General features: G+C 74.1%; 20 protein-coding genes and 1 pseudogene. 9 read left to right on the top strand and 12 right to left on the bottom strand.

Annotated elements, in window-relative coordinates:
- The first annotated feature begins 208 nt into the window (after positions 1-208).
- The 3 genes from EDF32_RS02545 to EDF32_RS02535 all read left to right on the top strand — a co-directional run bounded on the left by EDF32_RS02545 (position 209) and on the right by EDF32_RS02535 (position 3100).
- On the top strand, positions 209-1363 hold the full coding sequence (locus tag EDF32_RS02545) for a ferrochelatase (protein ID WP_123306952.1): 1155 nt from the start codon (positions 209-211) through the stop codon (positions 1361-1363).
- A 43-nt stretch (positions 1364-1406) separates the two neighbouring features.
- A complete protein-coding gene (hemQ, locus tag EDF32_RS02540; protein ID WP_123306951.1) occupies positions 1407-2168 on the top strand; it encodes a hydrogen peroxide-dependent heme synthase in 762 nt (253 codons plus the stop codon).
- Positions 2169-2236: 68 nt separating this feature from the next.
- A complete protein-coding gene (locus tag EDF32_RS02535) occupies positions 2237-3100 on the top strand; it encodes a tryptophan-rich sensory protein (RefSeq protein WP_233565639.1) in 864 nt (287 codons plus the stop codon).
- Between the two features lie 115 nt (positions 3101-3215).
- On the opposite strand, the gene EDF32_RS02530 is transcribed toward EDF32_RS02535, so the two are convergent.
- The 3 genes from EDF32_RS02530 to EDF32_RS02520 form a co-directional block, all read right to left on the bottom strand.
- Complete coding sequence (locus EDF32_RS02530; RefSeq protein WP_123306949.1) at positions 3216-3515, bottom strand: antibiotic biosynthesis monooxygenase; 300 nt, start codon at positions 3513-3515, stop codon at positions 3216-3218.
- 152 nt (positions 3516-3667) lie between these two features.
- A complete protein-coding gene (locus EDF32_RS02525; RefSeq protein WP_123307232.1) occupies positions 3668-4858 on the bottom strand; it encodes a Glu/Leu/Phe/Val dehydrogenase in 1191 nt (396 codons plus the stop codon).
- A 242-nt stretch (positions 4859-5100) separates the two neighbouring features.
- Positions 5101-5889 (bottom strand): aldo/keto reductase, encoded by a 789-nt coding sequence (locus EDF32_RS02520; RefSeq protein WP_123306948.1) that lies wholly within the window; start codon positions 5887-5889, stop codon positions 5101-5103.
- A gap of 106 nt (positions 5890-5995) precedes the next feature.
- Here EDF32_RS02520 and EDF32_RS02515 point away from each other — a divergent pair, with 106 nt between their 5' ends.
- Both EDF32_RS02515 and EDF32_RS02510 read left to right on the top strand, forming a co-directional pair.
- Positions 5996-7057, top strand: coding sequence for a phosphodiester glycosidase family protein (locus EDF32_RS02515; protein ID WP_123306947.1), 1062 nt, complete (start codon positions 5996-5998; stop codon positions 7055-7057).
- Positions 7054-8037: pseudogene (locus EDF32_RS02510) on the top strand (GtrA family protein); the annotation flags it as partial. The gene EDF32_RS02515 and the pseudogene EDF32_RS02510, both read left to right, overlap by 4 nt.
- Before the next feature lie 4 nt (positions 8038-8041).
- Here EDF32_RS02510 and EDF32_RS02505 read toward each other — a convergent pair.
- The gene (locus EDF32_RS02505; protein WP_233565637.1) at positions 8042-8839 is read right to left on the bottom strand and encodes an AraC family transcriptional regulator; all 798 of its coding nucleotides are present in this window, start codon (positions 8837-8839) and stop codon (positions 8042-8044) included.
- A gap of 62 nt (positions 8840-8901) precedes the next feature.
- Between EDF32_RS02505 and EDF32_RS02500 the strand changes: the two genes are divergently transcribed.
- From EDF32_RS02500 to EDF32_RS02490, 3 genes are read left to right on the top strand one after another with little or no spacing between them, the layout of a single operon-like run.
- Entirely contained in the window at positions 8902-12378 is a 3477-nt protein-coding gene (locus tag EDF32_RS02500; RefSeq protein WP_123306945.1) for a bifunctional proline dehydrogenase/L-glutamate gamma-semialdehyde dehydrogenase, read from the top strand.
- 51 nt (positions 12379-12429) lie between these two features.
- Positions 12430-13251 carry a patatin-like phospholipase family protein gene (locus EDF32_RS02495; RefSeq protein ID WP_123306944.1) on the top strand — a complete coding sequence of 274 codons (822 nt, stop codon included), beginning with the start codon at positions 12430-12432 and terminating at the stop codon, positions 13249-13251.
- 10 nt (positions 13252-13261) lie between these two features.
- A complete protein-coding gene (locus tag EDF32_RS02490) occupies positions 13262-14311 on the top strand; it encodes a 1-acyl-sn-glycerol-3-phosphate acyltransferase (protein WP_233565636.1) in 1050 nt (349 codons plus the stop codon).
- A gap of 6 nt (positions 14312-14317) precedes the next feature.
- On the opposite strand, the gene EDF32_RS02485 is transcribed toward EDF32_RS02490, so the two are convergent.
- The 7 genes from EDF32_RS02485 to EDF32_RS02455 form a co-directional block, all read right to left on the bottom strand.
- A complete protein-coding gene (locus tag EDF32_RS02485; protein WP_123306943.1) occupies positions 14318-15529 on the bottom strand; it encodes a DNA glycosylase AlkZ-like family protein in 1212 nt (403 codons plus the stop codon).
- Between the two features lie 50 nt (positions 15530-15579).
- Entirely contained in the window at positions 15580-16623 is a 1044-nt protein-coding gene (locus EDF32_RS02480; RefSeq protein WP_123306942.1) for a LacI family DNA-binding transcriptional regulator, read from the bottom strand.
- Positions 16624-16640: 17 nt separating this feature from the next.
- On the bottom strand, positions 16641-18107 hold the full coding sequence (locus tag EDF32_RS02475; protein WP_123306941.1) for a GH1 family beta-glucosidase: 1467 nt from the start codon (positions 18105-18107) through the stop codon (positions 16641-16643).
- Positions 18104-18991 (bottom strand): carbohydrate ABC transporter permease, encoded by an 888-nt coding sequence (locus EDF32_RS02470; protein ID WP_123306940.1) that lies wholly within the window; start codon positions 18989-18991, stop codon positions 18104-18106. Before EDF32_RS02470 ends, EDF32_RS02475 begins: the two co-directional genes overlap by 4 nt.
- On the bottom strand, positions 18988-19971 hold the full coding sequence (locus EDF32_RS02465; protein WP_123306939.1) for a carbohydrate ABC transporter permease: 984 nt from the start codon (positions 19969-19971) through the stop codon (positions 18988-18990). The genes EDF32_RS02470 and EDF32_RS02465 overlap by 4 nt, the downstream gene beginning before the upstream one ends.
- A gap of 176 nt (positions 19972-20147) precedes the next feature.
- Positions 20148-21461 (bottom strand): extracellular solute-binding protein, encoded by a 1314-nt coding sequence (locus EDF32_RS02460; RefSeq protein ID WP_370449890.1) that lies wholly within the window; start codon positions 21459-21461, stop codon positions 20148-20150.
- A gap of 226 nt (positions 21462-21687) precedes the next feature.
- The gene (locus EDF32_RS02455; RefSeq protein ID WP_123306937.1) at positions 21688-22200 is read right to left on the bottom strand and encodes a DUF2505 domain-containing protein; all 513 of its coding nucleotides are present in this window, start codon (positions 22198-22200) and stop codon (positions 21688-21690) included.
- A gap of 88 nt (positions 22201-22288) precedes the next feature.
- Here EDF32_RS02455 and EDF32_RS02450 point away from each other — a divergent pair, with 88 nt between their 5' ends.
- Entirely contained in the window at positions 22289-23791 is a 1503-nt protein-coding gene (locus tag EDF32_RS02450; protein ID WP_123306936.1) for a sensor histidine kinase, read from the top strand.
- A gap of 102 nt (positions 23792-23893) precedes the next feature.
- Here the strand turns inward: EDF32_RS02450 and EDF32_RS02445 are convergent, their stop codons facing one another.
- On the bottom strand, positions 23894-24142 hold the full coding sequence (locus tag EDF32_RS02445; protein ID WP_123306935.1) for a WhiB family transcriptional regulator: 249 nt from the start codon (positions 24140-24142) through the stop codon (positions 23894-23896).
- Positions 24143-24350 lie beyond the last annotated feature (208 nt).

Raw genomic sequence — 24350 nt, 5'->3', positions numbered from 1 at the left:
CGCCCCCGGAAGGACCCGTCCGCCGAGATGTCGAATTCCGCCCCAGGATTCGACGAATCCGGGGCGGAATTCGACATCTCGGCGGAGGGCGGGGCGTCGCGTCCCGGCGGGGGATCTGACGGCGCGTCGGGTCGACGTCACACCCGCGAGCCCCGGATCCGGGCGGATCCGGCCCCCGCGCGCACCCGCGGTGGGGGAGGATGGGACCATGCCCGGCCTGACTCCCTCAGCACCCGTCCTCCCGTACGACGCGCTCCTGCTCTACTCGTTCGGCGGCCCGAACGAGCCGGCCGACGTCGTCCCCTTCCTCCGCAACGTGACCGCAGGCAAGGGCATCCCCGACGCCCGGCTCGAGGAGGTCGGCGAGCACTACTACGGGTTCGGGGGCAAGAGCCCGATCAACGAGCAGAACCTCGCGCTCAAGGCGGCGCTCGAGGCGGAGCTCGCCCGGCGCGGCATCGACCTGCCCGTGGTCTGGGGCAACCGCAACTGGGCCCCGTACACGGCCGACGCGGTCGGCGAGCTGGAGGCCCTCGGCGCCCAGCGCGCCGTCGCCCTCGTGACCAGCGCCTACTCGTCCTACTCGGGCTGCCGCCAGTACCGCGAGGACCTCGCGGTGGTGCTGGACGGGATGGGCAAGCTGGACCGCACCGGCCCGGGCGGCTCGACGACGGTCCGGTTCGACAAGGTGCGCTCCTACTTCAACCACCCCGGCTTCGCCGAGGCGAACACCGACGCCGTCGTCGAGGGCTTCGAGGCCCTCGCCGAGAAGGGCGGCGACCCCCGGGCGGCGCGCCTGGTCTTCGTGACCCACTCGATCCCGGACACCATGGAGGCGGCCTCGAAGGTCTCCGGCGCCAGCTACTCGGCCCAGCACCTCGACCTCGCCGCCCTGGTCGCCGCGCGGGTCGGCGAGCGGCTCGGGCACGACGTCGGCTGGGAGCTCGCCTACTGCTCGCGCTCCGGCCCGCCGAGCCAGCCGTGGCTCGAGCCCGACGTCAACGACCTCCTCGAGGAGCGCGCCGGCGAGGGCCTGCGCGACGTCGTCCTCTCGCCGATCGGGTTCGTCTCCGACCACATGGAGGTCGCCTACGACCTCGACACCGAGGCCATCCAGACCGCGGCGCGGCTCGGCATGACCGCGGTGCGCGCCGGCACGGTCGGCACCCGCGAGCCGTTCGTCCGCGGGCTCGTCGACCTCGTCCTCGAGCGCGCCGCCCTGGCCCGCGGCGAGGAGGTCGACGAGGCGACCGTCGGCGGCCTGCCGGCGTTCCGCTCGGTCTGCGCCCCCGGCTGCTGCCTGCGCCGCGACGGCGAGCCGAGCGACGTCCCCGCGCTGTGCGGGGCCGACGTCTCCGCCTGACCGCCGCCGCCCGGCCCCACGCACCACCGACGAGAGGGAACCCATGAGCGAGCACCACGTCCACGGCGACACGGGCGAGGCCGTCGACACCACCTCGATCCACGCGACGATCCGCTACACGATGTGGTCGGCGTTCTCGCTCTCGGAGACCCTCCCGGAGGACGACGGCGAGCGCGCGGACCTCGTCGCCGCGGCCGAGCGCGCCGTCGGCGGCGGCCCGGAGGACGGCGTCGACCCGGCGTCGACGGACGCGGAGCTCGTGCGGCGCGGCTGGTACGACGTCGGCGGCCTGCGCTCGGACGCGGACCTGCTGCTGTGGACCCACGGCTCCTCGATCGAGGCGGTGCAGGGTGCCTACCAGAGGCTGCGTGCCTCGTCGCTGGGCCGCGGCCTCGAGCCCGTGTGGTCCGTGGCGGCGCTGCACCGGCAGGCGGAGTTCAACCGCGCCCACGTGCCCGCCTTCCTCGCGGGCGAGGCCCCGCGCGACTACGTGTGCGTCTACCCGTTCGTGCGCTCCTACGACTGGTACCTGCTGCCGGAGTCGGAGCGCCGCACGATGCTGCGCGACCACGGGCTCGCCGCCAAGGACTACAAGGACGTGCGCGCCAACACCGTCTCGGCGTTCGCGCTCGGCGACTACGAGTGGATCCTCGCCTTCGAGGCGGACGAGCTGCACCGCATCGTCGACCTCATGCGTGACCTCCGGGCGACCGAGGCGCGCCGCCACGTGCGCGAGGAGGTCCCCTTCTTCACGGGGCCGCGCACGAGCCTGGCCGCCTGGGCGGACCGCCAGCCTCTGGCCTGACCGGCGACATGCCGGCAGCCCGACCGGTCCCGCATGCCGCGGCCCGCGGGACTTGGCACAGTGGGTGCATGACCAGTGCAGCCATGAACAGCGGGGACGCGGCCAGCGACCTGCCGCCCGAGACTGCCGTGACCACGCGGGACCGCGTCCGCCAGGGGATCGTGCTCGTCGGCGCCCTGCTCGCGGTCGCCGGCGCGGCGTGGGGCTCGGGCGCCTTCGGCGGCACCGCGATCCAGGACGCCGCCGACGGGGCGCTGTCCGCGACCGCGACGCCCGTCGCCCCGGACGGCCCGGCGTTCAGCATCTGGTCGGTGGTCTACCTCGGCCTCGTGGCCTTCGCCGTCTACCAGGTGCTGCCCGCGCAGGGCGCGAACCCACGGCTGCGGGCCGTGTCCTGGTGGGTGCTCGCGTCGATGCTGCTCAACGCCGCATGGATCGGCGTGGTCCAGGCCGGGTGGCTCTGGGCCAGCGTCGTCGTGATCGGCGCGCTGGTGGCGGTGCTCGCCGTGGTCCTCGTGCGGCTGGTCCGCATCCCGGCGTCGGGCGTCGTGGAGGCCGCCGTGACGGACGTGACCACGGGCCTCTATCTCGGCTGGGTGAGCGTCGCGACGCTCGCGGACGTCGCCGCGGCGCCCACGGCGTCCGACGTCGGGGAGCTCGGCCTGGGCGCGAGCGCGTGGGGCGTGGTCGTGGTCGCCGCCGGCGCCGTGCTGTCCGTGGCCTACGCGGTGTTCGCCGCGCCGCGCCCGGTGGTCGCGATCAGCATCGGCCTCGCGATGGCCTGGGGCCTCGGCTGGATCTCGGCGGGCCGGTTCGGCGGGCCGCTGGTCGACGAGACCGTCGCGGTCGCGGCCGCGATCGCCGCGGCGGTCGCGCTCGTGGCGCCCTTCGTCGCGTGGCTGGGCCGCCCCCGCGAGGTGCGCGGCCACTGACGGCCCGGCCCAGCACGGCCCAGCGCCGAACACGTCATCGGTGTCGATCCCGTGGCCTGGAACGATACAGGTGGCGTGCTCGGCAGGGGGCGGCTCGGCCGGGGGAGCGGTGGCGTCAGTCCGAGGTCGCGACCGGCGCGAAGTGTTCGACCACCGGCATCGGCTCATAGAAGTGGTGGAGCAGCTCACGCCAGCGCGCGAACTCCGCCGAGCGGCGGAACCCCTGCTCGTGTGCCTCGACGGAGTCCCACTCGACGAGGAGCAGGTACGTCGACCATGACTCCACGCCGCGCGACAGGCTGAGCCGGAGGAAGCCCGGCCGGGACTCGATCAGCGGCCGCGCGGTCGCGAAGGCGGACTCGAACTCGGCCTCCGAGCCGGGGCGGACGGACAGCAGGGCGTGCTCGCGGATCATGTCGGGAGCGTCACCCGGACCGCCCCGCCGACCCCGGCGTTCCCGCCTTGCGAGCACGCGGTTACCGCCGGATCGCGTCGCTCGATCCGGCGGTAACCCCGTGCTCGGCGCCGGGGAGGGGCATGGGGGAGGGGCATGGGGGAGGGGCAGGGTCAGGGGTACAGCCCGCGGATCTCGTGGGCCTCGGCCACCCGCTGGACGCCGATGGCGAGGGCGGCGTCGCGCAGCGAGACGTCCTCGCGCCGGGCGAGGGCCGAGACGTCCGCGTAGGCGGAGTGCATCCGGTGCTCGAGCCGCTCGGAGATCTCCGGCTCCGTCCACCAGTACGCCTGGTTGGCCTGGACCCACTCGAAGTAGGAGACGACGACGCCGCCCGCGTTCGCGAGCACGTCGGGCACGACGACGACGCCGTTCTTGGCGAGGATCGTGTCGCCCTCGCCCGTCGTCGGCCCGTTGGCGCCCTCGACCACGAACCGCGCGCGCACCTGCTGGGCGGTGATCTCGTCGAGCACGCCCTCGACGGCGGCGGGCACCAGGACGTCGACCTCCAGCCCCAGGAGCCCGTGGTTGCTGATCTCGTCGGCCTCCTCGAAGCCGACCACGGTCCCGGTCGCGGCGACGTGGGTGAACAGCGCGTCGACGTCGAGACCGTCCCGGTTCACGACGCCGCCGTACTGGTCGCTCACCGCGACGACCCGGGCGCCCTCCTCGGCGAAGATCGCCGCGGCGTGCGAGCCGACCTTGCCGAAGCCCTGGATGGCGATGCTCGCGCCGACGACGTCGACCCCCGCCTCGTTCAGGGCGGCCTTGGCCGTGTGCACGACGCCGCGGGAGGTCGCCGTCGCGCGGCCCAGCGAGCCCCCGACCGCGATGGGCTTGCCGGTCACGACGCCCGGGATGGTGTAGCCCTCGCTGACGGAGTAGGTGTCCATGACCCAGGCCATGGTCTGCTCGTTGGTGCCCATGTCGGGGGCCATCACGTCGCGCTCGGGACCGATGATCGGCTTGATCTCGCTGGTGTAGCGGCGCGTGACACGCTCGAGCTCGCGCTCGGAGTGCTCGCGCGGGTCGATGGTCACCCCGCCCTTGGCGCCGCCGTAGGGCAGGTCGACGACCGCGCACTTCCAGGTCATCCACATGGCCAGCGCCCGCACCTCGTCGATGTCCACGCTCGGGTGGTAGCGCAGGCCGCCCTTGCCGGGACCGCGCGAGACGTTGTGCTGCACGCGGTACCCGCGGAACAGCACGGAGGTGCCGTCGTCCCGGCGCAGCGGGACCGCGACGTGCACCTCGCGCCGCGGCGTCGCCAGCATCTCGTGGGTGCCCTCGTCGAGGCCGAGCATGTCCACCGCGCCGGCCAGCTGGGCGAGCGCCGTGCCGAGCGGGCCGTGCGGGGACGGCCGGTCGCGGTCGGTGCCCGGGTGCGGGTCGGGGGTGGACGGTGCGGGGGTGGACGGTGGCGTCGGCCGTGCGGCCGCCTCTGTGGACACGGGCCCTCCGGGGTACGAGGTCGTCGGGGCGCCGCGGGTCAGCGGCGCCGCTGAGCGATCAACGTACCCCGGCCGGCCGGTACTGGCCGGGCGCCTCAGCCGCCGAGCGCGTCGATCCGGGCGAGCTCGGCGTCGTCGAGCGCGAAGCCCGTGACGTCGAGGTTCGTGCGGATCCGCCCGGGCGTCACCGACTTGGGGATGACGACGTACCCGTGGTCCAGGTGCCAGCGCACCACGACCTGGGCGGGGCTCACGCCGTGCGTCGCGGCGACCTCGCGCAGCACCGGCGCGTCGAGGTCGGTGCGCTTGAACGGGCTGTACCCCTCGAGGACGACGCCGCGACGCGCGAGCTCGTGCGCGAGCCTCGGGTCGTGGTCGGCCGGGCTCCAGGGGATCTGGTCGACCGCGGGGGTCTCGCCGACCTGCTCGGAGAGGACGTCCACCTGCTCGACCGAGTAGTTGCTGACGCCGACCGAGCGGACGTACCCCTCGTTGCGGGCCTCGACGAGGCGGGCCCAGACCCACGGAGCTGCCACGCCTCCGGGCGGCCAGTGCACGAGCCACAGGTCGAGGTGGTCGGTGCCGAGCGCCTCGAGCGAGCGCGCGAGCGTCTCGGCCTCCTTGCCCTCGGCCTCCGGGGGCAGCTTGGTCGTCACGAAGACCTCGTCGCGGGCCAGCCCGGACTCGCGCAGCGCGCGCCCGACCTGCTCCTCGTTGCCGTAGCCCGTCGCGGTGTCGACGTGCCGGTAACCGGCCTCGAGCGCGGTCGAGACGGCGCGGTAGCAGTCGTCGCCCTCGGCCTGCCAGGTACCGAGGCCCAGCAGCGGCATCTCGCCGCCGGGCAGTGTCGCTGAGGGCACGGGGTGCGCGTCGGGAGGCGTCATCGGGCCACCGTACGCGGCGGCTGCGCAGGTCACAGCCTCTGCAGGTCACAGCCGGGACCCAGCGCGGGCTGACCGGGCGCGTGGGCGCGGTCCGTAGACACGAGGCATGACGACCGACAGCCGTGAGACCCAGACCCGGACCCACCGCCAGAGCCAGCACGAGGACCAGCAGCACCGGCACCGCCGACGACGGCGCCGCCGCGCGTGGGTCGCCGGGGGTGCGTCGCTCGCGCTCGTCGTCGGCGGGACGTCGGCGTGGGCGCTCGACCGGTTCGTGGTGGACCACGTCGAGATCGGGGACGTGAGCTCGTACGTCGCCGCCGCCTCCGGGGCCTCCGGCGCCGCCGCCTCCGGGGACACCGCCACCTCCGGGGACGACGACACGGCCGTCACGGACACCTCCTACACGTCCGGCGGCACGAGCATCTCGATCGACACGGTGACCGAGGGCTCGGGCGACGACACGGTCACCTACTACGTCGCCGACGTCGTCCTCGACGACGCCACGACGCTGCGCTCGGCCTTCGCGCAGGACGAGTTCGGCACCAACATCGTCGAGGACACCTCCGACATCGCGGCGGACAACGACGCGATCCTGGCGATCAACGGCGACTACTACGGCTTCCGCGACACGGGCATCGTCATCCGGGACGGTGTCGTCTTCCGCGACGAGGGGGCCCGCGAGGGGCTGGCGTTCTACCGCGACGGCCACGTCGAGGTCTACGACGAGACCGCGACCGACGCGCAGACGCTGGTGGACGACGGCGTCTGGAACACCCTGTCCTTCGGCCCCGCGATCCTCGAGGACGGCGAGGTCCCCGCCGGGATCGACGACGTCGAGGTCGACACCAACGTCGGCAACCACTCCATCCAGGGCGCCCAGCCGCGCACCGCGATCGGGGTGGTGGACGAGAACCACCTGGTCCTGGTCGTGGTCGACGGCCGCAGCCCCGGGTACAGCGCGGGCGTCACGATGACCGGGCTCGCCACGATCATGCAGGGGCTCGGCGCCACGACCGCCTACAACATCGACGGCGGCGGCTCGTCGACCATGTACTTCGACGGCGCGCTCGTCAACGACCCGCTCGGCCGGGGCCAGGAGCGCGGGACGTCGGACATCCTCTACGTCGCCGACGCCCGCAGGGCCGCCGCCGGGGCGTCGTCGTGATCGTCCTCGTCCCCGCCTACGAGCCGGACGGGCGCCTGACCGCCCTGGTCGCGGAGCTCGCGCGGTCCGCGCCCCGCGCGCGGGTCGTGGTGGTCGACGACGGCTCCGGGCCCGCGTACGCGCCGGTGCTCGACGACGTCGCGGCCCTGGGGGCGACGGTCGTGGTCGACGCGGCCGACGGCGGGGCCGTCAACCACGGCAAGGGGCACGCGCTCCGGCTCGGGTTCCGGCACCTCCTCGAGGGCGCCGGGCGCGACGCCCAGGAGGTCGTCGTGTGCGCCGACTGCGACGGCCAGCACACGGTCCGCGACGTCCTGCGGGTCGCGGAGCGGGCCGGCGCGGCGGGCGCCGGGGCGGCGGGTGGCATGGTGCTCGGCGGCCGGCGGTTCACCGGGCGGGTGCCGCTGCGCAGCCGCCTGGGCAACGCCGTCGCGCGCGGCGCCTTCCGGCTCGTCACCGGCCTGCCGCTGCACGACACGCAGACCGGGCTGCGCGCGTACCCGCTCGCGATGCTCCCCTGGCTGCTCAGCGTGCCGGGGGAGCGGTTCGAGTACGAGCTCGCGGTGCTGCTGCGCGCGCGGGGCGCGGGCCACGCCGTCGTCGAGCTGCCGGTCGAGACGGTCTACCTCGAGCAGAACGCGTCCTCGCACTTCCGCCCCGTCGTCGACTCCCTGCGGGTGCTGGCGCCGGTGCTGCGGTTCGCGGCGACCGGGTCGGCGTCGTTCGCGCTCGAGCTGGCCCTCCTCGTCCTGCTGCAGTCGTGGACGGGGTCGCTGCTGCTCGCCCTCGTCGGCGCGCGCGTGGTGAGCGGCTCGGCGAACTTCCTGGCGAACAAGCTGGTCGTGTTCCGCGCGACCGACCGCCGCCACACCCGGCGCGAGGCGCTGCGCTACGCGTGCCTCGCCGTCGTCCTGGTCGCCGCCGGGTACGTGCTCCTGCGCGGCTTCGCGGCGATGGGCGCGCCCGTGCTGCCCGCGAAGGTGCTCACCGACCTGGTGCTCTTCCTCGTCGGCTGGTCGGTGCAGCGGCGGCTGGTGTTCGCGCGTCCCAGCGGGACCGGGCGCGCGCCCGGCGCCGGTACGACGCCGGCGTCTCGCCGGTCAGGCGCGCGAACGTCCGGGTGAAGGACGGCTGGTCGTAGAACCCCGCCGCGGCCGCGACGTCGGCCAGCGGCAGATCGCCGCCCGTCAGCAGCGCCGTGGCGCGGTCCACGCGGGCGCGCAGCACGAGCTGGCGCGGGGTGAGGGAGAAGACGCGCCGCACGCGCCGGTCGAGGACGTCGACGCTGCACCCTGCGAGGACCGCGAGGTCGGCGGCCGCGAGAGGTTCCGTCAGCCGCTCCTCGACGGCGGCGACGAGCCGCGCCATCGAGTCCATGGTCGCGTCGTCGGCGTCCGACTCGTGCAGGTCCTGGGAGACGGACACGATCCCGCACAGGCGACCCGCGTCGTCGTGCACCGGGAGCTTCGAGGTGAGGAACCAGCCCGGGGTGCCGCCCAGGCGGCGGATCAGCTCGAGCTCGTTGCGCAGCGGGCGCCCGGTGCGCAGCACCTCGGCGTCCTGCTGGGCGTAGCGCTCGGCGAGCTGGGGGACGAACAGGTCGGCCGCCGTCCGCCCGAGGACGTCGCGGCGCGAGCGGGCGCTGGTCCGCATGACGAAGACCCGGTTGACCGCGACGTACCGGCCCGCGAGGTCCTTGGCGCAGAACATCGTCTGGGCGAGCTCGTCCATCAGGGCGACCATGACGGGGCTCAGCGGCAGGTCGGTCGGGTTGTCGGGCACGGGGCCCATCCCACCCCGGTTCGTACAAGACAGCACGCCCGCGCGCGGAGCACAGTGGTGTGATGGCGCACACATCGTCCCCCGTCCCGTCGGCACCCCTCGCGGAGCCCGTCGGTCCCGCCCGCCCCTGCGACCCTGCCGCGCTGGCCGACGACGCCGTGGCCCTCGCCCGCACCTGGATCGCGGCGGCGGAGGCCGACCAGGACGCCGCCGAGCAGGCCACCGCCGGCCGCCTCGGGGCGCTGGTCTCCGACCCGCGCGGCCTGGAGCTCGCCGTCCGGTTCGTCGACGACGTCGCCCGCCCGCACGACGTGCACGTCGCCGCCCGCGAGCTGCGCCGCCTCGGCGGCCTGGCGGGCGACGCGCAGGGGTTCCTCGGCCCGGTCGACCGGCTGCTGCTGCGCGCGGGCGCGCTCGTCGCCCCCGCGCTGCCCCGGGTCGTCGTGCCCGCCGCGCGCACGCGCCTGCGCCAGCTCGTCGGTCACCTCGTCGCCGACGCCGGTCCCGGCCTCGGCGCCCACCTCGCCCGCACCCGCGCGCAGCGGTACCGGCTCAACGTGAACCTGCTCGGCGAGGCGGTCCTGGGCGAGGACGAGGCGACCGCGCGCCTGCGCCGCACGATCGCGCTCGTGGAGCGCCCCGACGTCGACTACGTCTCCGTGAAGGTCTCCTCGGTGGTCTCCCAGCTCGTGCCGTGGGACCTCGAGGGCTCGCGCGACCGCGTCGTCGAGCGCCTCCTGCCGCTGTACCGGGCGGCGCGCGAGCACGGGGTGTTCGTCAACCTCGACATGGAGGAGTACAAGGACCTCGCCCTGACCACGGCCGTCTTCCGCGCGGTCCTGGACCGCGACGAGCTGCGCGACCTCGAGGCCGGGATCGTCCTGCAGGCCTACCTGCCGGACGCGCTGGGCGCCCTGGACGGTCTCACCGAGTTCGCCCGCGAGCGCGTCGCCGCGGGCGGCGCGCCCATCAAGGTCCGGCTCGTCAAGGGCGCCAACCTCGCGATGGAGCACGTCGAGGCCGAGCTGCACGGCTGGACGCCGGCGCCCTACCCGACCAAGGCGGACGTGGACGCCAACTACGTCCGGCTCGTCGACCACGCCCTGCGCCCGGGGCGCTCCGAGGTGGTGCGCCTCGGCGTCGCGAGCCACAACCTCTTCCACGTGGCGCTCGCCGTGCTGCTCGGGCGGGCGCGCGGCGTCAGCGCGGGCCTGGACGTCGAGATGCTGCAGGGCATGGCCCCCGCGGAGTCCCGCGCCGTGCGCGACGAGGTCGCGAAGGACGGCGGCACCGTCGTCCTGTACACGCCCGCCGTCGCCGACCAGGACTTCGACGTCGCGGTCTCCTACCTCGTGCGCCGGCTCGAGGAGAACTCCGCCGAGCAGAACTTCCTGCACGCCATGTTCGCGGACGAGCAGCACGAGTCCATGGACCGGCAGGACCCGACGCACCGGCAGAGCCCCATGGACCGGCAGGAGGCCGCGTTCCGCGCCTCGGTGGCGCTCGGCGTCGACTTCCCGGCCGACGCGGTGACCCCGCGCCGGCGGCCGCGGTCCGCGCCGGGCGCGGTGATCGACGCCGCGTTCGTCGACGCCGGCTTCGAGAACGCCGCGGACACCGACCCGGCCGTCGCGGAGCACCGGGCGTGGGCCCGCCGCGTCGCGGCGGGCGAGGGGTACCGGCCGGTGGTGGCGTCGGAGGTCACGAGCACGGCCGAGGTGGACGACGTCGTCGCCCGCGCCGGCCGGGCCGCCGCGACCTGGTCCCGGGTCGCGCCCGCGGCACGGGCAGCCGCGCTGCGGGCGGTGGCCCGCCGCCTCGAGGAGGCGCGCACCGACCTGGTGACCGCGATGGTGCACGAGCCGGGAAAGACGATCGGGGAGGCCGACCCCGAGGTGAGCGAGGCCGTCGACTTCGCGCGCTACTACGCGCTCTGCGCGGAGCAGCTCGAGGAGGTCGAGGACGCCACCTTCTCGCCGTCGGGCGTCACCCTGGTCACGCCGCCCTGGAACTTCCCGGTCGCGATCCCCGTCGGCGGGATCCTCGCGGCGCTCGCCGCCGGCTCGCCGGTCGTCGCCAAGCCCGCGCCCCCGACGCCGCGGTGCCTGGAGGTCGCGGTCGCCGCGATCCGCGCGGGCCTGCTCGACGCGGCGGGCGTCGGTGCTGCGGGCTTCGACGAGGACCTCGCCCGCGACCTCGTGCAGTACGCGCGGGTCCCCGACGGCGACCTCGGCAGGCACCTCGTCACGCACGACGGCGTGTCGCGCGTGATCCTCACCGGCGCGCTCGAGACGGCGCAGGCGTTCGCCGGGTGGGTGCCCGAGCGGCCCCTGTTCGCCGAGACCTCCGGGAAGAACGCGCTCGTCGTGACCCCCGCCGCGGACATCGACCTCGCGGTCGCCGACCTGGTCCGCTCGGCGTTCGGTCACGCGGGGCAGAAGTGCTCGGCCGCGTCGCTCGCGATCCTCGTCGGCGCTGCCGGCGACCCGCGGACCCGCACGGGCCGGCGCGTGCGCACCCAGCTGACCGACGCCGTCCGTTCCCTGCGGGTCGGTGCGCCCACGGACCTCGGCGTGACGATGAACCCGCTGACGGAGCCGGCGTCGGGCAAGCTGCTGCGCGCGCTGACGGTGCTCGAGCCGGGGGAGGAGTGGCTCGTGCGGCCCGCGCGCCTGGACGCCGAGGGCCGGCTCTGGTCGCCGGGGCTCAAGGCGGGCGTCGCCCCCGGGTCGCCCTTCCACACGACGGAGGTGTTCGGCCCCGTGCTGGGCCTGATGAGGGCGGCGAGCCTCGACGAGGCGATCGGCCTGCAGAACGCCGTCGCGTTCGGGCTCACGGGCGGGATTCACAGCCTCGACGACGCGGAGGTCGAGCGCTGGCTGGACCGCGTGGAGGTCGGCAACGCCTACGTCAACCGGCACATCACGGGGGCGATCGTGCAGCGCCAGTCCTTCGGCGGCTGGAAGGCCTCGTCCGTGGGTCCCGGCGCCAAGGCGGGCGGCCCCAACTACGTCGCCGGGCTGGGCTCGTGGGCCGACGCCGCGGGCGTCCCCGACCGGGAGGCGGAGCCCGAGGGGTGGCTCGCCCGGGCCGAGGCCGACGACGCACGGGCCTGGGCGCAGGAGCTCGGCGTCGAGCACGACCCGTCGGGGCTGGCCGCCGAGGCGAACGTCTTCCGGTACCGCCCCCTCGACGCGGTCACGCTGCGCGTCGGGCGCGGCGCGCGGCCCGTCGAGGTCGCGCGGGTGCTCGCCGCGGCCCGCCGGGCCGGCGTCACCGTCGAGGTGAGCCGGTCGGAGGGCCCCGGGTCGGTCCCGGACGCGGACTTCGCCGCCGCGGTCGCCGACGGCCGGGTCACGGGCTGGGTGCGGGTCGTGGGCGCCGCGGCGGGGCTGCGGGCCGCGGCGGCCGGGCGGGTCGGCGAGGTCACGGTGCTCGACGGGCCGGTGCTCGCCTCCGGGCGCCGGGAGCTGCTGACGATGGTGCGCGAGCAGGCGGTGAGCCGCACGCTGCACCGCTACGGCCACGTGATGGGCTGAGCGGGTCCCGAGCCCGAGAGCGGGCCGGCGGATCGTGAGAGCATCGGCGCCATGACCACGGCCTTCGTCCTCGGTGGTGGCGGCGTGCGCGGCGCCGTGCAGATCGGCATGCTGCGCGCGCTCCTCGAGGCCGGGATCCGGCCCGGCCTCGTCGTCGGCACGTCGATCGGCGCGATCAACGGGGCTGCGCTCGCCCAGGACCCGACGCCCGCGGTGATCGGCCGGCTGGCCCAGGCGTGGGCGTCGCCGACCGCCGCGAAGATCTACGGCGAGTCGTGGCTGCGCCAGGTGCGCCGCCTGGCCGCGTCGCGCACCCACCTCAACGACCCGGAGTCCCTGCGGGCGCTGATCGCCGGTGCCGTGGGCGCCGGCACCCGGTTCGAGGACCTCGAGGTGCCCCTGGTCGTCTCGGCCGCGAGCATCGAGCGGGCGGCCGAGCACTGGTTCGACTCCGGGCCGCTCGTCGAGGCGGTGCTCGCGTCGGCGTCCGTGCCCGGCGCGCTCCCGCCGACCGAGATCGACGGCGAGCACTACATCGACGGCGGCATGGTCAACTCCATCCCGCTCGGCGAGGCCGTGCGCCGCGGGGCCACCGAGATCTACGTGCTGCAGGTCGGGCGGATCGAGGAGCCGCTGACCGCGCCCGAGAACCCGGTGGACGTCGCGCGCGTCAGCTTCGAGGTCGCCCGCCGGCACCGCTTCGCGCGCGAGCGCGCGGACCTGCCCGACGGCGTCGTCCTGCACGTGCTGCCCAGCGGCGGCCCGGCGCCGGGCGACGAGAAGCGCGGCGCGTACCGGCGCCTCGACGCGACGCAGGCGCGCATCGACGTCGCGTACGCCGCGGCGGTCGGCTACCTGCACGACGAGGCCTGAGGCGCGGGCCGTGCGGCGACTTCCTCCGCGCTGGGTGCGCCGGCTGGTGCTGGGCCCCCTGGTCGTGCTCCTCGCGGTGCTGCTCGTGCCGACGACGGCGATGCTCGCCCTGCTCGTGCTCGGCATCGTCAGCTGGGCGCTGCCCGGGCGCCTGCGCCTGACGCGCGTGCTGTGGATGGCGAGCTTCTACGTGCTCTGGGACGCCGCGGCCCTGGTGGCGCTGTTCGCGCTCTGGGTGGCCTCCGGGTTCGGGTGGGCGATCCACCGGCCCGCGTTCCAGCGTGCCCACTACGCGCTCGCGCGCCGGATGATCACCGCGTTCTTCTGGCAGGTGCGCTGGACCCTGCGCCTGACGATCGACGTCGAGGGGGCCGAGGCGCTCGCACCGCTGGCCGGCCGGCCCGTCGTCGTGGTCAGCCGGCACGCCGGCCCGGGGGACTCGTTCGTCCTGGTCGACGCGCTCCTCAACCGGTTCGCGCGCGAGCCGCGCATCGTCCTCAAGGACAGCATGCAGTGGGACCCGGCCATCGACGTGCTGCTCAACCGCATCCCGACGCGCTTCATCACGCCCCACTCCCGGCGCCGCCCCGGCGCGCCCGGCGGCAGCGCCGCCGTCGGCGACCTGGCGGTCGGGATGGACGACGACGACGCCCTGCTCATCTTCCCCGAGGGCGGGAACGTCACCCCGCGCCGCCAGGCGCGACGGGTCCAGGCGCTGCGCGACGCCGGGGACGACCGCCTCGCCGCCTATGCCGAGTCGATGCGGCACGTCATGGCCCCGCACCTCGGCGGGGTGCTGGCCGCCCTCGACGCCGCGCCCGAGGCGGAGATCGTGTTCGTCGCGCACACCGGCCTCGAGAGCCTCGTGACGGCCCGCGACATCTGGCGGGCGCTGCCGATGGACAAGCGCATCGTGATGGCGGGCCGGACGGTGCCGCGCGCGCAGGTGCCGACGCCGGCGCGCGAGCGCGAGGAGTGGCTCTTCGCGCAGTGGCTGTCGGTCGACGAGTGGATCGACGCCTACGAGCGGCGCGAGCGCGAGGCCGGCGCCGTTCCCTGAGCCCGGTCAGGCACCACCGACCTCGACGTCGACGGTCCCGGTCCCGCGGAACGCGGCGAGGCGCTCGGCCTGCTCTGCCACCGCACCGCGCAGCGCGCGGTCCGGGGGGAACCACGGGTCGACGGCGACGGTCAGCCGGCGACGTGCCCCGCTCCCGGCGCTCCGCGCCCGCCAGGTGCCGACGACGTCGCCGCCGGCCAGCACCGCGCCAGGCCGCCCGAGGGTGCGCCACAGGTCCTTCGCCCGCGCGGGGTCCTGGGTGAGCACCGCGCGGTCGCGCAGCTGCAGGTACGGGTCGTAGGGGCCGACGAGCCGGACCTGCGCGTCCGCAGCCCCGCCGCGGCGGCCGCCCGCCACGGCGTCCGGCGACGTGCCCGCGAGCCCGTCCGCGTCCTGCGCGAGGACCCACCGCTCCTGGCGGCCCTTCGGGAAGGCCACGTCGACGACCTCGACGGGCACGACGTCGTGGGGCAGCCGGTCACGCACGTCGCGCAGCGGTGCGTCCAGGTGCTCGGCGACGTCCTTGGCCGACGCGGGGCCGTAGAACCGCAGGTACCCGCGCACGACGTCGAGGCGGGGGTCGGCCGCGTCGCCGAGGCGGGCGTAGGGACGGGGCCGCAGCCCCGGGATGCGGCGCAGCACGGGGGGCGACGTGCCGGGCTCGAGCTCGAGCCCGGCCTGCAGCGCGGCGAGCCGGAACGGCATCTCGTACACGTGCGTGGCGTCGCACGGCGCGCAGAACCGGACGTACGGCGCGTCGAGGCGCCCGCTCAGGCGGGACGAGAGCTCGCCCTTCACCGTGGGGGAGCGGACGATCTCGCGCTCGAGACCGGCGACCGTGCGCAGCGCCTCGAGCACGTCGATCCCCGCGGCGCGCAGGGCAGGGGCGGCGCTGATCACGCGCTTCGCGGCGTCCGCCTCCGAGAACGGGGCCGTCGCGACGGCGACCTCCGCGGCGTCCGCGCGCCGGTACGCGTGCGGGGCGCCGCGCAGGGTCCACGCGAGGACCAGGGGACTGTCGGTGCTGTCGGTGCTGTCGGTGCTCGCGCCGCGGCAGACCAGGGCCCACGCGGCGCCGTCCGACCCGGTGTCCTGAACCCCGACGTCCAGGACCGCGACGTCCTCCGCCGACGCGGCCGCACCCGGCGGGCGGTCGAGCTCGTGACGGCGGTGGCGCCAGGCACGCACCTGCGCGCCGGTGACCCGGAGCGTGTCCATGCACCGACGCTACGCCGGGCCGCCGACAGCCGGCACACCGGGCCGGCGCGCTAGGCCGACGCGCGGACCACCAGCTCGGCGGGCAGCACGGTCGGCGCGACGGGCGCCTCGGCCCCCGCGAGCACGTCGAGCAGCAGCATCGTCGCCTCGCCCGCGAGCACCGAGACCGGGTTGGTGACCGTGGTCAGCTGCGGGGTGGAGGCCACGGCGAAGCCGAGGTCGTCGTACCCGACGACCGCGACGTCGTCGGGCACCGAGAGCCCGTGCTCGCGCAGCACGCGGACCGCGCCCGCCGCCATGGCGTCGGAGGCGGCGAAGATGCCGTCGAGGTCGGGCACCCGGGCGAGCAGGCGCTCCGCGGCGGCGGAGCCCGCGGCCATCGTGAAGTCGCCGTGCTCGACACCGTCGGTCTCGAAGCCCGCGGCGCGCAGCGCGGCCGCCCACCCGTCGAGGCGGTCGATCCCGGCCGTCATGTCGAGCGGGCCGCTGATCGTCGTGATCCGGCGGCAGCCGCGGTCGATGAGCCGCTGCGCGGCCTGGCGCCCGCCGTCGAAGTTGTCGACGTCCACGTACAGGTGGTTCTCCGGCTCGAACGGCCGCCCGACGAACACCGACGGCATGCCCGAGCGGGCGAGGTCCTCCTCGAGGCCGTCCTCGCGGTGGTGGGACGCCACGATCGCGCCGTCGACGTGCCCGCCGCCGAGATAGCGCGCGATGCGACCGTCCTGGTCGCCCGGGCGCGCCATGATGAGCACGAGCTGGAGCTCGCTCGTGCCGAGCGCCGAGCTCACCCCGCGCAGCGTCCCGGTGAGGAACGGGTCGTTGAGGACCCGCTCGTCCGGCTCGGGGAGCACGAGCGCGACCGAGCCGGTGCGGCGCGTCACGAGCGAGCGCGCCGCGCGGTTCGGGACGTACCCGAGGCGCTCCACGGCGTCGTCGACCGCGAGCTGCGCCTCCGGCGAGACGCGGTGGCCCCCGTTGATCGCGCGCGACGCCGTCGAGCGCGAGACGCCCGCCGCCTGGGCGACCTCGTCCAGGGTCGGGGCGGCGTGCGCGGTGCCCCGACCCTGGCCGGAGTCGATGGTCTGCGTCATGGGACCAGGCTCCCCGACTACGCCGTCGCCGGCACGGCGTTGTCGCGGGCGACCTGGGCGTACCAGCGGCCGCTGGACTTCACGGTGCGCTCCTGGGTCTCGTAGTCGACCCGGACGATGCCGAAGCGCTTGCCGTAGCCCCAGGTCCACTCGAAGTTGTCCATGAGCGACCACGCGAAGTAGCCGCGGACGTCGGCGCCGGCGTCGATGGCGTCCTTGATGGCGCGCAGGTGCGCGTCGTAGAACGCCAGGCGGCCCTGGTCGTCGACCGAGCCGTCCGGGGAGACGACGTCGTCGAACGCGCAGCCGTTCTCCGTCACGTACAGCGCGACCCCCTGCGGACCGGTGTAGTCGGCGTGCAGCCGCTCGAGCAGCCGGGTCAGGCCCTCGGGCTGGATCTCCCAGTCCATGTCCGTGACCGGCAGGCCGCGCGGGTGCACGTGCGCGTCGTCGGCCGCCGGGAAGGGCGAGCGCGTCGGGTACGTCGTCGGGGCGCTGCCCTGGAGGTAGCGCTCCGGGGGCGTCGCCGCGACGAGGTTGCCGTGGTAGTAGTTCACGCCGAGCGCGTCGATCGGGGACGAGATGATCTCGAGGTCGCCGTCGTGGATCGCGTCCGCCAGGCCGAGGCCGCCGACGTCCTCGAGGACGTCGAGCGGGTAGGCACCCTTGAGGATCGGGTCGGCGAAGATCCGCGAGAACTGCCCGTCGAGCCGGCGTGCGGCGTCGACGTCGGCAGGGTCCTGCGGGTCCTTGGGATCCTCGACCTCGAAGTTCAGCGTGATCCCCAGGCTGGCCTCCGGGGCGCGCTCGCGCAGCGCCCGGACCGCCAGGCCGTGGCCGAGCATCAGGTGGTGGGCGGCCGCGAGGCCGTCCCGCACGCTGCGCCGGCCCGGCGCGTGCTGCCCGCCGGTGTAGCCGAGGAACGCCGAGCACCACGGCTCGTTGAGCGTCGTCCACACGCCGACCCGGTCGCCCAGGGCCTCGTGCATCGTGACGGCGTACTCCTCGAACAGGTATGCCGTGTCGCGGTTCGCCCAGCCGCCCTTGTCCTCCAGGGCCTGCGGAAGGTCCCAGTGGTAGAGCGTCAGCCACGGCATCACACCGGCGCCGAGGAGCTCGTCCACGAGCCGCGAGTAGTAGTCCAGGCCTCGGGGGTTGACGGCACCGCCGTCCGGGCGCACGCGCGCCCAGGACGTCGAGAACCGGTACGTCGCGAGGTTCAGGTCGGCCATCAGCCGCACGTCCTCGCGGTAGCGGTGGTACTGGTCGCAGGCGACCGTGCCGTCGTCACCGTTCAGGACGGCGCCCGGCACGCGGCAGTACGCGTCCCAGATCGAGTCCTTGCGGCCGTCCTCCTGGCTGGCGCCCTCGACCTGGAACGCCGCCGTGGCGGCGCCCCAGAGGAAGCCCTCGGGGAACTGCACGCGCCCCGTGGCGTTCGGGCCCGGCGCCGTGAGCGGCGCGGTGGGCGTGTACAGGCTCATCCCTTGACCGCCCCCGCCATGATGCCGGAGACGAGCTGGCGGCCCGCGCCGAGGAAGAGGATGAACAGCGGGATCGTCGCGAGCGTGGCACCCGCGAGGACCAGCGAGTAGTCCACGAAGTACGCGGCCTGCAGCGACTGCAGGGCGACGGGCAGCGTGGGGTTCTGCGGGCCCAGGATGATGAACGGCCAGAAGAAGTTCGTCCACACCTGCACGAAGGTGAACAGGAACAGCATCGATGCTGCCGGGCGCGCGGCCGGCAGGCCGACGTGCCAGAACGTGCGGATCATCGACGCGCCGTCCACGCGGGCGGCCTCGATGAGCTCGTCGGGCAGAGCGCTGCCGATGTACTGCGTCATCCAGAACACGCCGAACGCCGTGACGAGCGCCGGGACGATCACCGCGAGCATCGAGCCGGTCCAGCCGAGCTTGGCCATGACCAGGTACAGCGGCACGACGCCGAGCTGGGTCGGGACGGCCAGCGTCGCGATGACGAAGATCAGCAGCGGGCCCTTGCCGCGGAACCGGAGCTTGGCGAACGAGTACCCGGCCAGCGTCGAGAAGATCACGGTGCTGGATGCCGTGACGGTCGAGACCAGCAGCGAGTTGCCGGTGGCCTTCCAGAACGGGATCGAGTCGAGGACGCGGGAGGCGTTGAACCAGAAGTTCCCGCCGGGGAACCAGGGCATCGGGTCGCGGGTCAGGACGCTGGAGTCCCACGACCCGACGAGGACCGACCAGTAGAGGGGGAAGACGCTGCCGACGAGGACCGCGGCCAGGAGGCCGTAGGTGATCCAGCCCGGGCGTCGGACGGCGGTGCGCACCTTCTTGGGGCGCAGGCTCTCGGGTGTCGGTGCCGTGGGCACCAGGGCTGGGGCGGTCATCGCTTGCCTCCGCTCGTGGCGATCCGTCGAGTGACCGCGAGGTTGATGAGTCCGATGATGACGATGATGACGAACAGCAGCCAGGCGACCGCGCTCGCACGACCGAAGTCGGACTGGCTCCAGCCGAGCCGGTACAGGTACATGGTCAGGGTCTGCCACTGGCCGTCGCTGCCGCCGTTGCCGGCCTGGTCGAACAGTCGGGGCTCGTCGAAGATCTGCAGCCCGCCGATGGTCGAGGTGATGACGACGAAGATCATCGTCGGCCGGATCTGCGGGACGGTGATGGAGAAGAACTGTCGCGCGCGGCCGGCGCCGTCGATCACGGCCGCCTCGTACAGCTCGCGGGACACGGCCTGCATGGCGGCGAGCAGGATCAGCGTGGTGTAGCCGGTCCAGCGGAAGTTCACCATCGTGGCGATCGCGAGGTGGCTCGGGATCACCTCGGCGTGCCAGCGCACCGGGTCGAAGCCCAGGGCGCCGAGCCACTGGTTGATGATGCCGGACTGGTCGGCGAACAGGTTGCTGAAGATCAGGGCGACCGCGACCGGGGTGACGATGTAGGGCAGCAGGACGCCCATGCGCCAGAAGGTCTTCGCGCGGATGTTCTGGTCGAGCATCGCCGCGATCACGAGCGCGATGATCACCTGCGGGATCGAGGAGAGCAGGAAGATGCTGAAGGTGTTCCGCACCGCCTTCCAGAAGTCCGCGCTCGTGAGCACGTACTGGAAGTTCTCCAGGCCGACGAACTCGCCCTGGCCCATCACGGTGTCCCAGTCGTGGAACGAGACCCAGGCCGTGTAGAAGAGCGGGAAGAGCCCGGTCACCAGGAAGAGGATGAAGAACGGGGAGATGTAGAGGTACGGCGAGAGCTTGAGGTCCCAGCGGCCGAGGCGCTGGGAGAAGCCCGCCCTTCGCGGTGTGCGTGGCTTCGCGGGGGTCGGCGTGGAGCCGGCCGTGCGAGAGCTCGTGGTGGTGGCCATGGCGGTGGTGTGTTCCCTCAGGTCGCAGGACGAGGCGGCGCCGGGCACGGGGCCGGTTCCGGTCCCGTGCGGGCAGCGGACGGGGCCCACGGAAGTCCTCCGCGGGCCCCGTCCAAGGTGGTGACGACGGTGCGCTGCACCGCTCAGCGGCGGTCAGCGACCGTCGTCACCGGTGGTCACTTGAGCCCGTTCACGTCCGTGACGAACTTGTTCCACGACGTGTCGGCGTCGTCGACCTTGTCGATGTCCACGCGGCCGAGGGCGTCGGCGAGGAAGTCGTTGATCGCCTGGTAGTGCGGGCCCTTGAAGGGCTTGACGGTCACGGCGTTCGCGCGGTCGGTCAGGATCTGGCCGATGGGGGCGTCGTTGAAGTACGGGTTCGTCGCCTCGGTGATCGCCGGGTCCTTCAGCGCCTCGATCTGGCTCGGGAAGGTGCCCTTCGACTTGAAGGCCTCGATCTGCTGCTCAGGAGCGGTGAGCCAGTTGGCGAGCGCCTTCGCCTCCTTGACGTGCTTGCCGTACGACGGGACGGTCAGGAACGACCCGCCCCAGTTGCCGCCGCCGCCGGGGAAGCTGTTGGTGATGTCCCAGGTCTTGACGTCCGGGGCGTTGCCCTGGACGACGCCGAGCATCCAGCCCGGGCACAGCGTGGTGGCGAAGCCGCCGGTCTTGAACGACTCGTTCCAGTCCTGCGTCCACTGGGACAGGCCGGCCGACAGGCCCTTCGCGGACTCCGCGAGGAGCTGGTCGTACATGTCCTTCACCTCGGGGTTCTCCGTGGCGATGATCGTGCCGTCGTCCTTCTCGAAGGCGTTCTGCATCTGGTTCTCCATACCCAGACGGATGGTGCCCGCGGAGTCGTAGAACGGCTTGCCCGTCTTCTTGGTGTACTCCTCGCCCGCCTTGAAGTAGTCGTCCCAGGTGCTGCCCATCCACTTGGCGACCGACTCGCGGTCGGTGGGGAGGCCGGCTTCCTTCAGGAGGTCGGAGCGGTAGCAGATGCCCTCCGGGCCGATGTCCGTGCCGTAGCCGATCAGGCGGCCCTTGGCGTCGGTGGCCTGCGCGGTCTTCCAGTCCTGCCAGCGGCCGTCGAGCGACGGGTCGCTGATGTCCTCGAACTTGTCGGCGTACTGGAGGAACTCCGGCATCTGGTCGCCCTCGATGGCGGCCACGTCGGAGCCGCCCGAGCCCGCGCCGAGCGCGTTGCGCAGCGCGTCGCCGGCGGCCTGGGAGGTGTCGGCCTTCGTGTGCTTGACCGTGATGTTCGGGTTCTGCTTCATGTACTCGTCGAGCAGGCCGTCGTCGTACCCGAACTCGTTGAAGGTCGAGATCGTCAGCGTGACCTTGCCGCCGCTGTCGCCCGAGCCGCCTTCGGCCGAGTCGTCGCTGTCCGAGCCGCAGGCGGTGAGGGCGAGGGCGAGGGTCGCGACGCCCGCCGCGACCATGGCCGCCCTGCGGGGCGCGCCGTTCCTGAGTGTGCTTCGCTGCACGATAACTCCCTTGTCGTGAGGACTCTGGCGATGGTCGCCCCGCCAGGTGGTAGCGCTTCCATCTACCGGAATGGAAGCGCTACCACGGCACCGGTGTCAACCATCTGCCCGGACGAAAGCTGCGAGGCCGGCTCCCGTTCCTGCATCGGTGCAGGTCAGAGCCCTGCGCGGGCAGCGGCTGTTTCCAAATTGTTACGGCAGGCGGTCGCTCATGGCAGGCGGTCGCTCACGGCGCCGTGCCCTGCGCGATCCACTCGCGCGTCGCGGACTCCTCGGCCGCGAGCGCGTCGCGGACGGCGTCCGCCGCCGCGCGCTCGACGACCGCGCCGAACAGCGGGACCGAGGCGCGCACCTCGCCGTCGTACGTCTGGCGCGTGCCGCCGTCGGCCGTCTCGGCGAGCGTGAGCGTGCCGGTCAGCCGCACGGGGGCGCCGGAGATCTCCAGGGTGACGGTGCCGGCGCGGGCCGGGCCGACGCCCGCCTCCCACACCTCGACCTGGCGGACCTCGAGGCGGTCGCCGACCAGCGCGCGCGCCTGGGCGGGGATCGCGGCACCCGGCAGGGTGCGCCGCACGCTCACCGTGAAGCCCGCCGCCGGGGTGCCCGCGACCTCCGCCTGCTCGACGGACCCCTCCCCGCTGGAGCGGTCGGCGCGCCAGCGCACGAAGTCCACGTCGGCGAGCATCGCGACGACCGTCTCGACGGGCGCGTCGTAGGTCTGGGTGACGGTCACATGCATGCGCGGTGCTCCGGTCTGCGGCGGGGGCCTGGCCCGCCCGAGCCTAGCCGGGCCGCGCGGCGTGCGTACCCTGGTGGGCGTGTCTGCCATGAGTGACCTCATCTCCCGCCACGCCGAGCTGTCGGACGCCGACAACGAGTGGCTCCATCTCCTGGTGGGCGACTGGCAGGTCATCTCCGACCTCGCCTTCGCAGACCTGGTCCTGTGGATGCCGACCGACGACCACGGGTTCGTCGCCGTCGCGCAGTGCCGGCCGAGCACCGGGGCCACGGTGCACTACGACGACATCGTCGGCTCCATGGCGCCCGAGGGCCAGCTCCCGCAGCTGCGCCGGGCGCTCGTCGAGCTCACCGCGCAGCGCTCGCGCGAGCCGCGCTGGTTCGGCGCGTACGCCGTGCGTGAGGAGGCCGTGCCGGTGGTGCACGACGGCCGGGCGATCGCCGTCGTCGCCCGCCAGACCAACCTCGGCAGCGGGCGCACGCCGAGCCGCCTCGAGCTCAACTACGTCGAGTCCGCCGACGACCTCATCGCGATGATCTCCCGCGGCGAGTTCCCCATGGCGCACGCGGCCACCGGTTCGCGGCGCGGCGCGCCGCGCGTGGGGGACGGGCTGATCCGCCTGAACTCCGAGGGCGAGGTCCTCTACGCGAGCCCGAACGCCCTGAGCTGCTTCCACCGCCTCGGCGTGATCGGGCCCCTGGTCGGGCGCGCGCTGATCGAGGTCACGACGGACCTGGTCGAGCAGCTCAGCCCGGTGGACGAGTCGCTGCCGCTCGTGGTCATGGGCCGGGCGCCGTGGCGCACGGACCTGGAGTCGCACGGGGTCGCGCTGTCGCTGCGGTCGATGCCGCTGACGGAGTCGGGCCAGCGGATCGGTGCGGTCCTGCTGTGCCGCGACGTCTCCGAGCTGCGCCGGCGCGAGCGCGAGCTGATCACCAAGGACGCGACGATCCGCGAGATCCACCACCGCGTGAAGAACAACCTGCAGACGGTCGCCGCGCTGCTGCGCCTGCAGGCCCGGCGCATGGACGTCCCGGAGGCCCGGGCGGCGCTGGAGGAGGCGATGCGCCGGGTGGCGACCATCGCGCTCGTGCACGAGAGCCTCTCGCAGACCCTGGACGAGGTCGTCGAGTTCGACGACATGGTCGGGCGGGCGCTGCGCCTCGCGGCCGACGTCGCCTCCGCGGACACGAGCGTGCACACCGTGCGCGAGGGCAGCTTCGGCATGGTGCCCGCCGAGGTGGCGACCCCGCTGGCGCTGGTGCTGACCGAGCTCGTGACCAACGCCGTCGAGCACGGCCTGTCCGGGCGGGCGACGGGGACCGTGACCATCTCCGCGGACCGCGACGGAAGCACCGTCCGGGTCGTCGTCGCGGACGACGGCGTGGGCATGAGCGCGCGCGTCGACGCGCCTCCGGCGGACCCCACCCGGGGCAAGCGCGGGCTCGGCACCCAGATCGTCTCCACGCTGGTGACCAACGAGCTGCACGGGTCCATCGAGTGGGCCGTGCGCGAGGGCGGCGGCACCGAGGTCCGGCTCGACGTCCTGCTCAAGGACCCGCGGGGCGAGGCGGTCTCGGGGCCCGCATGACCAGCCTGCCCGTGTGACCGGCCTGCGGGGGACGACGACGGGCCGCCGTCCCGCAGGACGACGGCCCGTGCGACGCGACCTCGGGTCGCGGCAGGCGGTGGGTCAGCCGGCGCGGCGGGCGCGGGCCGTGCGGCGCTTGAGCGCGCGACGCTCGTCCTCGGAGAGGCCGCCCCAGACGCCGGCGTCCTGACCGGACTCGATCGCCCACTTCAGGCAGGTGTCCGTCACCGGGCAGCGACGGCACACGGCCTTCGCCTCCTCGATCTGCATGAGGGCGGGGCCGGTGTTCCCGATCGGGAAGAACAGCTCAGGGTCCTCGTCGAGGCATGCTGCTTCGTGGCGCCAGTCCATGGCTTCTCCTTGTCGGGATCGAGCCCCGGCGCAGCCCGTGGGCGCGCGGGCCCGGGGCGCCCAGGGTCTCGGGGCGCGTCAGGCCGTGCTCGAGGATCGTGAGGGGGATGAAGGGGGTCGAAAAGCTCTTCGTCTAGGTTCACATCTCGCCCTGGGGCGCACAAGGGGTGACGGGGATGTTTCTTGCAGGTAAACGCTGAGGCGTCAA

Origin of the sequence: Cellulomonas sp. PhB143, assembly GCF_003752595.1 — a bacterium.
Taxonomy (GTDB): Bacteria; Actinomycetota; Actinomycetes; order Actinomycetales; family Cellulomonadaceae; genus Paraoerskovia.
Note: the sequence above shows the minus strand (reverse complement) of the source record. Positions and strands in the feature narration are given on the sequence as shown.

What these genes read in the sequence shown, in the direction of transcription:
- EDF32_RS02495 (WP_123306944.1), top strand. Translation starts at nt 12,430, where the DNA reads ATGACCACGGCCTTCGTCCTCGGTGGTGGCGGCGTGCGCGGCGCCGTG.
- EDF32_RS02485 (WP_123306943.1), bottom strand. Translation starts at nt 15,529, where the DNA reads ATGGACACGCTCCGGGTCACCGGCGCGCAGGTGCGTGCCTGGCGCCAC.
- EDF32_RS02530 (WP_123306949.1), bottom strand. Translation starts at nt 3,515, where the DNA reads ATGATCCGCGAGCACGCCCTGCTGTCCGTCCGCCCCGGCTCGGAGGCC.
- EDF32_RS02535 (WP_233565639.1), top strand. Translation starts at nt 2,237, where the DNA reads ATGACCAGTGCAGCCATGAACAGCGGGGACGCGGCCAGCGACCTGCCG.
- EDF32_RS02470 (WP_123306940.1), bottom strand. Translation starts at nt 18,991, where the DNA reads ATGACCGCCCCAGCCCTGGTGCCCACGGCACCGACACCCGAGAGCCTG.
- EDF32_RS02475 (WP_123306941.1), bottom strand. Translation starts at nt 18,107, where the DNA reads ATGAGCCTGTACACGCCCACCGCGCCGCTCACGGCGCCGGGCCCGAAC.
- EDF32_RS02455 (WP_123306937.1), bottom strand. Translation starts at nt 22,200, where the DNA reads ATGCATGTGACCGTCACCCAGACCTACGACGCGCCCGTCGAGACGGTC.
- hemQ (WP_123306951.1), top strand. Translation starts at nt 1,407, where the DNA reads ATGAGCGAGCACCACGTCCACGGCGACACGGGCGAGGCCGTCGACACC.
- EDF32_RS02465 (WP_123306939.1), bottom strand. Translation starts at nt 19,971, where the DNA reads ATGGCCACCACCACGAGCTCTCGCACGGCCGGCTCCACGCCGACCCCC.
- EDF32_RS02500 (WP_123306945.1), top strand. Translation starts at nt 8,902, where the DNA reads ATGGCGCACACATCGTCCCCCGTCCCGTCGGCACCCCTCGCGGAGCCC.
- EDF32_RS02515 (WP_123306947.1), top strand. Translation starts at nt 5,996, where the DNA reads ATGACGACCGACAGCCGTGAGACCCAGACCCGGACCCACCGCCAGAGC.
- EDF32_RS02445 (WP_123306935.1), bottom strand. Translation starts at nt 24,142, where the DNA reads ATGGACTGGCGCCACGAAGCAGCATGCCTCGACGAGGACCCTGAGCTG.
- EDF32_RS02545 (WP_123306952.1), top strand. Translation starts at nt 209, where the DNA reads ATGCCCGGCCTGACTCCCTCAGCACCCGTCCTCCCGTACGACGCGCTC.
- EDF32_RS02480 (WP_123306942.1), bottom strand. Translation starts at nt 16,623, where the DNA reads ATGACGCAGACCATCGACTCCGGCCAGGGTCGGGGCACCGCGCACGCC.
- EDF32_RS02525 (WP_123307232.1), bottom strand. Translation starts at nt 4,858, where the DNA reads ATGCTCGGCCTCGACGAGGGCACCCACGAGATGCTGGCGACGCCGCGG.
- EDF32_RS02520 (WP_123306948.1), bottom strand. Translation starts at nt 5,889, where the DNA reads ATGACGCCTCCCGACGCGCACCCCGTGCCCTCAGCGACACTGCCCGGC.
- EDF32_RS02450 (WP_123306936.1), top strand. Translation starts at nt 22,289, where the DNA reads ATGAGTGACCTCATCTCCCGCCACGCCGAGCTGTCGGACGCCGACAAC.